9 protein-coding genes are annotated in these 4,246 nt (G+C 66.7%); 1 reads left to right on the top strand and 8 read right to left on the bottom strand.

The features are described from left to right. Positions 1-364: transposase (locus tag ACK4IU_RS18420; protein WP_409738253.1), on the top strand; the 364-nt coding region annotated here is incomplete at its 5' end. Positions 365-450: 86 nt separating this feature from the next. On the opposite strand, the gene ACK4IU_RS18425 is transcribed toward ACK4IU_RS18420, so the two are convergent. The 8 genes from ACK4IU_RS18425 to ACK4IU_RS18460 all read right to left on the bottom strand — a co-directional run. Continuing rightward, positions 451-981, bottom strand: a complete 531-nt coding sequence (locus ACK4IU_RS18425) for a dihydrofolate reductase family protein (RefSeq protein ID WP_409738256.1) — start codon at positions 979-981, stop codon at positions 451-453. A gap of 48 nt (positions 982-1,029) precedes the next feature. After that, a complete protein-coding gene (locus tag ACK4IU_RS18430; RefSeq protein ID WP_409738259.1) occupies positions 1,030-1,431 on the bottom strand; it encodes a VOC family protein in 402 nt (133 codons plus the stop codon). Continuing rightward, positions 1,428-2,006, bottom strand: coding sequence for a GyrI-like domain-containing protein (locus ACK4IU_RS18435; RefSeq protein ID WP_409738262.1), 579 nt, complete (start codon positions 2,004-2,006; stop codon positions 1,428-1,430). The genes ACK4IU_RS18430 and ACK4IU_RS18435 overlap by 4 nt, the downstream gene beginning before the upstream one ends. Beyond that, positions 2,003-2,428, bottom strand: coding sequence for a VOC family protein (locus tag ACK4IU_RS18440; RefSeq protein WP_409738265.1), 426 nt, complete (start codon positions 2,426-2,428; stop codon positions 2,003-2,005). The genes ACK4IU_RS18435 and ACK4IU_RS18440 overlap by 4 nt, the downstream gene beginning before the upstream one ends. 3 nt (positions 2,429-2,431) lie before the next feature. Continuing rightward, entirely contained in the window at positions 2,432-2,908 is a 477-nt protein-coding gene (locus ACK4IU_RS18445) for a VOC family protein (RefSeq protein WP_409738268.1), read from the bottom strand. 12 nt (positions 2,909-2,920) lie between these two features. Next, positions 2,921-3,295, bottom strand: coding sequence for a GFA family protein (locus ACK4IU_RS18450; protein WP_409738271.1), 375 nt, complete (start codon positions 3,293-3,295; stop codon positions 2,921-2,923). A gap of 38 nt (positions 3,296-3,333) precedes the next feature. Then, on the bottom strand, positions 3,334-3,783 hold the full coding sequence (locus ACK4IU_RS18455; RefSeq protein ID WP_409738274.1) for an SRPBCC domain-containing protein: 450 nt from the start codon (positions 3,781-3,783) through the stop codon (positions 3,334-3,336). Continuing rightward, positions 3,780-4,246: VOC family protein (locus ACK4IU_RS18460; RefSeq protein WP_409738277.1), on the bottom strand; the 467-nt coding region annotated here is incomplete at its 5' end. The genes ACK4IU_RS18455 and ACK4IU_RS18460, both read right to left, overlap by 4 nt.

A 4,246-nucleotide genomic window follows, 5' to 3' on the forward strand; every position in this document is an offset into this window, starting at 1 on the left:
TGTCGAGGACCAGCCGCACGGCGCGTTCGCGCACTTCAGGGGAAAACTTGTTCGTTGTCTTGCTCATGATGCTCCATCCTACTCAGGAGTTGGAGCCTCCGGCAAACCCGGCGCGGTTCACTATGATGCCGACTGGTTCAGGGAAGCGTTGAAAGACAAGGGGATAAAGCCCTGCATTCCCGGCCGGAAGTCGCGTAGCAAGCCCATCAAGCACGACGAGCGCCGCTACAAACGCCGCAACAGGATCGAAATCATGTTCGGGCGTCTGAAGGATTGGCGCTGGGTCGCCACCCGATACGACAGATGCCCGAAGGTCTTCCTCTCGGCGATCGCCTTGGCCGCAACCGTCATGTTCTGGCTATGACGCGACAACGAGTCCTGACTCTAGTGAGTCTTGCCCTGCATGGTAAGCGGTCCTTCCTTGTCGCCGGTCCTGTCGATGCCGGGCCTTCAGGCGGGTTCATAGCGCAGCCGTATCACTGCGCCGTCGATCACCTCCGTCGCCATCAGTTGAAGCCGCGGGCGGGCGCGCGCGAAGAAGGGCGTGCCGCGGCCGAGCGCGACCGGGTGCAGATAGATCCGGTATTCGTCGATCAGGCCGAGGTCGCCGAGGTCGGCTGCCAAGGTCGGGCCGGCGACCTCGATCTCGCCTTTCTGAGCGGATTTCAGCGCCCTGACCTCGGCCTCAAGATCGGCGCCGAGCAGGGTCGCATTCGGCCCGACCTCCGTGAGCGTGCGCGACACCACCCATTTCGGCTGCCGCCGCCAGGCCGCGGCAAAGGCTGCCTCGTCGGGCCCCCAGCCGGGCTGGTCCTCGTCCCAGTAGCGCATCAGCTCGTAGAGCCGCCGGCCGTAGAGGCTGCCGGCCTGCGCCGCCGTCTCGGCGACGAAATGCCGGAAAAGCGCCGGGCTAGGCCCGAAAGCGTCGTGATCGACATAGCCGTCGAGCGACATGTTCATTCCAAAGACCAGACGGGCCATCTTGCACCTCGTGTCTGCCGCGTGACTGCGGCGTTGTCTCTCATCCGTTCAGCGGGCAGCCGTGCCGACCTGCGTGGCGATCCACCAGGTCGTTGCGCCGCCATATCTGACCCCGCCACGCTTGTCGGCGTCATCCTTTCGGGACGGCTCCTGAACCGAAACGGCCCCGGCAGCGAGCGCTCTGCGATAGGTAGCGTCCACGTCGGGCACGTAGAGATGCACGTGGGATGGCATCGCTGGCCAGCCGGGGGGATTGGGGTCGCTCAGCATCAGGACGCTGTCGTCGATGCGCAGTTCGGCATGCATTACGGTGCCGTCGCCGCGCAGGAAGCGACGCAGTTCCACCGCGCCGAAGGCCGCCTTCAGGAAGGCGATTGTTGCCTCGGCACCATCGACGATCAGATAGGGCGACAGAGATGTGTAGGCGTCGGGCTTATAATCGGTGGTCATGCCGAATGCTCACTTGGGGGTACGGGCAATAGTCGTTCGTCAGAGTGTCCGGTCTCGTCCTCGGCGATGCGGATCGCAATCTCGGTCAGCCAGTTCGCGGGATCGGGTTCCTGCGCCGGGCCGACGAGAAAGGGCTCCAGCCGCGCGCCGAACCGATCGCCCTCGGGACTCGGGGTCATGTCCCAGGCGATGCGCTCCCGCCCGCCCCAGGCGATGAGTTCGGCATTTCCGGCGACGAGGCTGTCGTATGGGCCGCTCCAGAGAAGTCCTGCATAGCGGCCGGCAGGGAGGCGGTCGAAGCCGATCGGTGCTTCCGCCACGCCCGCACCTTCGACCGGGATACCGGTTTCGATGTCGAGCGTCCCCGCCATGTCGATCCGCCGATAGCGCAGGAACGGTACCCCGGCCGGCGCAAGGCCGCGACGCCGAAGCCAGTCCTCGACCCTGGCGAAGCCGTCGGCCACTGCAGGGCCGACGTCGGCGAGTGGCAGCCGATGGGCAATGAAGGCGTAGCTTCGCTCCGGCCATTCGACGATCCGGGGCGGGCTCGCGGGGTGCGGGGGCAATCGCGTCATGACTGTGCTGTCTCAGGATTCATAAGCTTGTGCTCGGAAGGTGCGTCTTCGATGACGCAGAACCCGTGACCGAACGGATCGCTGCAGAAGGCCACGTCCTTCGGGCCTGCGCCGCGGAATTCGCGCTCGACCGTTCCGCCCCCGGCGCGGATGCGCGCCAGAACGGGGTCGAGCGCCGGCACATGCAGGTCGAGATGCACGGGCGTCCAGTGGCGCGCATAGCGCCGCCGGTCGGCGCTCCCCGGCGCCGGGGCCGAGCCTTCGGGTTTCTCGTGCAGGCAGAGCGTGGCGTTGCCGGCGTCACACACGGCCATGGTCGGAAATGGCCGCGCGATCTCGGCGAAACCGAACACGGCGTCGTAAAAATGCAGCCCCGCCGCAAGGTCCGGCACATCGATGCTGAAGTGGATGGAGATGGTCAACCCTCACCCCCGCCGCGCGGCGTCGATGGCGGCGACGTCGATCTTCTGCATCGTCATCATGGCGGCGAAGGCACGCCGCGCCTCCTCGCCGCCCGCGGCCAGCGCCTCGGTGAGCGTGCGCGGCGTGATCTGCCAGTTGACGCCCCAGCGGTCCTTGCACCAGCCGCACTCGCTTTCCTGTCCATCGTTGCCGACGATGGCGTTCCAGTAGCGGTTGGTCTCTTCCTGCGTGTCGGTGGCGATCTGGAACGAGAAGGCCTCGGTCTGCGGAAAGGCCGGCCCACCATTGAGCCCGATGCAGGGGATGCCGCAGACGGTGAACTGGACCACCAGCACGTCGCCCGCCTTGTTGCCGGGGTTGTCCATCGGCGAGCGGATGACGGCGGTCACTTCGCTGTCGGGAAAGACCGATGCGTAGAAGCGCGCGGCAGCTTCGGCCTCGGTGTCGTACCAGATGCAGATCGTGTTCTTGGGGATCATGAGTGTTATCCTTTACCAATCGACGGTTCGCTCATCGCCGCCGAAGGCCGGTGGCAGGGCTTCATAATGCGGCAGGGCATCGCGCACCGGGGCGATCGCTTCCCGGCAGTGGACGTGAAAGTCGGCATGGAAGGCGCCTTCTGGCAGGCGTTCCGCGACGATCCCGGTGATGTCGTCGTCCGGAACGCGGGCGAACATGCGCGCCCCGCAGGACGGACAAAAGCTGCGCGGCAAATTGCGGATGGCGTAGGTGGCCACCGTGCCCGCGACGACCTCTACCGCCGAAGACGGGTAGAGTGCCACGCCGACATAGGCTGCCCCGTTCGCAGCGCGGCAATCCGCGCAGTGGCAGTAGAAGGCAGAAATCGGCTCGGCGCTGATTCGCAATCGCAAAGACCCGCACAGACACGTGATGAGAAGCGGGCTCACGACAGCAGCTCGTGCACGACGGCCGCAAGCCGCGCGGGTTCGTCCGCGTCGCGATAGGCCTCGATCCAGTCCTGCGCATCGGGGTCGATGGCGAGGTCGCCGAGGCGATAGTCGATCCGGGTGGCGCCGTCCGCTTCGGTCAGTTCGAAGGACCAGGTGACCTCGCCCGGCCGCGCGGGCCGTGGCCAGGAACGGTCCTGCAGTTCCACCGTCAAGCGGCGCCCGGCATCGCAAGCGGTGACGGTGCCAACCAGATAGGGGTTCTGATCGGCGTCGCGCCATTCGACCAGGGCGCCGGGCGCGAGCGGCGCGTTCGGAACGATGGCAGCGGGCACCAGCATCCAGCGTTGCATCAGGTCGGGCGTCGTCAACGCGGCCCAGACCGCACTGGCCGGCGCGGCCACCATCTGCTGCGACGTCAGCACGGCGGACGCAGGCGTGGTCATGTAGCACTCTCGGGCGCGCCATCCTGCATGATGCCCCACTTGAGCCCGAAGGGATCCTGCACCATCCCCCAGTCGTCGCCCCAGGGCTGGCGGGCGTAGGGGGTGAGCACCGTGCAGCCCGCGGCAATCGCGCGGTCCCACCACATCCGGCCGTCCGCGACCACCAGTTGAAGATGGCCAAAGCCCGGCTGGATGCCTCGCACCTCGGCCCCGCCGGGGTTCATCGTGCTGTCGGTCATCATCAGCGCGCCGCCGTTGATCAGCACCTGCCCGTGCATCACGCCGGGGCTGCCATCGTAGAACGGCATCCGCCCGATATCTTCCGCCCCGAAGGCGCGGGCGTAGAAATCCATCGCCTCGGCGGTGCGGCCCGCCATGGCGATATAGGGCAGAACGCCCTGCATGGGGTTTGCCCCCGTGGGATCGGATTGCGTCATCTTGTCCTCCCTGACGAGGCATCCTT

The organism is Tabrizicola flagellatus (genome assembly GCF_046295235.1).
Lineage (GTDB): Bacteria > Pseudomonadota > Alphaproteobacteria > Rhodobacterales > Rhodobacteraceae > Tabrizicola > Tabrizicola flagellata_A.

What these genes read in the sequence shown, in the direction of transcription:
- ACK4IU_RS18430 (WP_409738259.1), bottom strand. Translation starts at nt 1,431, where the DNA reads ATGACCACCGATTATAAGCCCGACGCCTACACATCTCTGTCGCCCTAT.
- ACK4IU_RS18425 (WP_409738256.1), bottom strand. Translation starts at nt 981, where the DNA reads ATGGCCCGTCTGGTCTTTGGAATGAACATGTCGCTCGACGGCTATGTC.
- ACK4IU_RS18445 (WP_409738268.1), bottom strand. Translation starts at nt 2,908, where the DNA reads ATGATCCCCAAGAACACGATCTGCATCTGGTACGACACCGAGGCCGAA.
- ACK4IU_RS18435 (WP_409738262.1), bottom strand. Translation starts at nt 2,006, where the DNA reads ATGACGCGATTGCCCCCGCACCCCGCGAGCCCGCCCCGGATCGTCGAA.
- ACK4IU_RS18455 (WP_409738274.1), bottom strand. Translation starts at nt 3,783, where the DNA reads ATGACCACGCCTGCGTCCGCCGTGCTGACGTCGCAGCAGATGGTGGCC.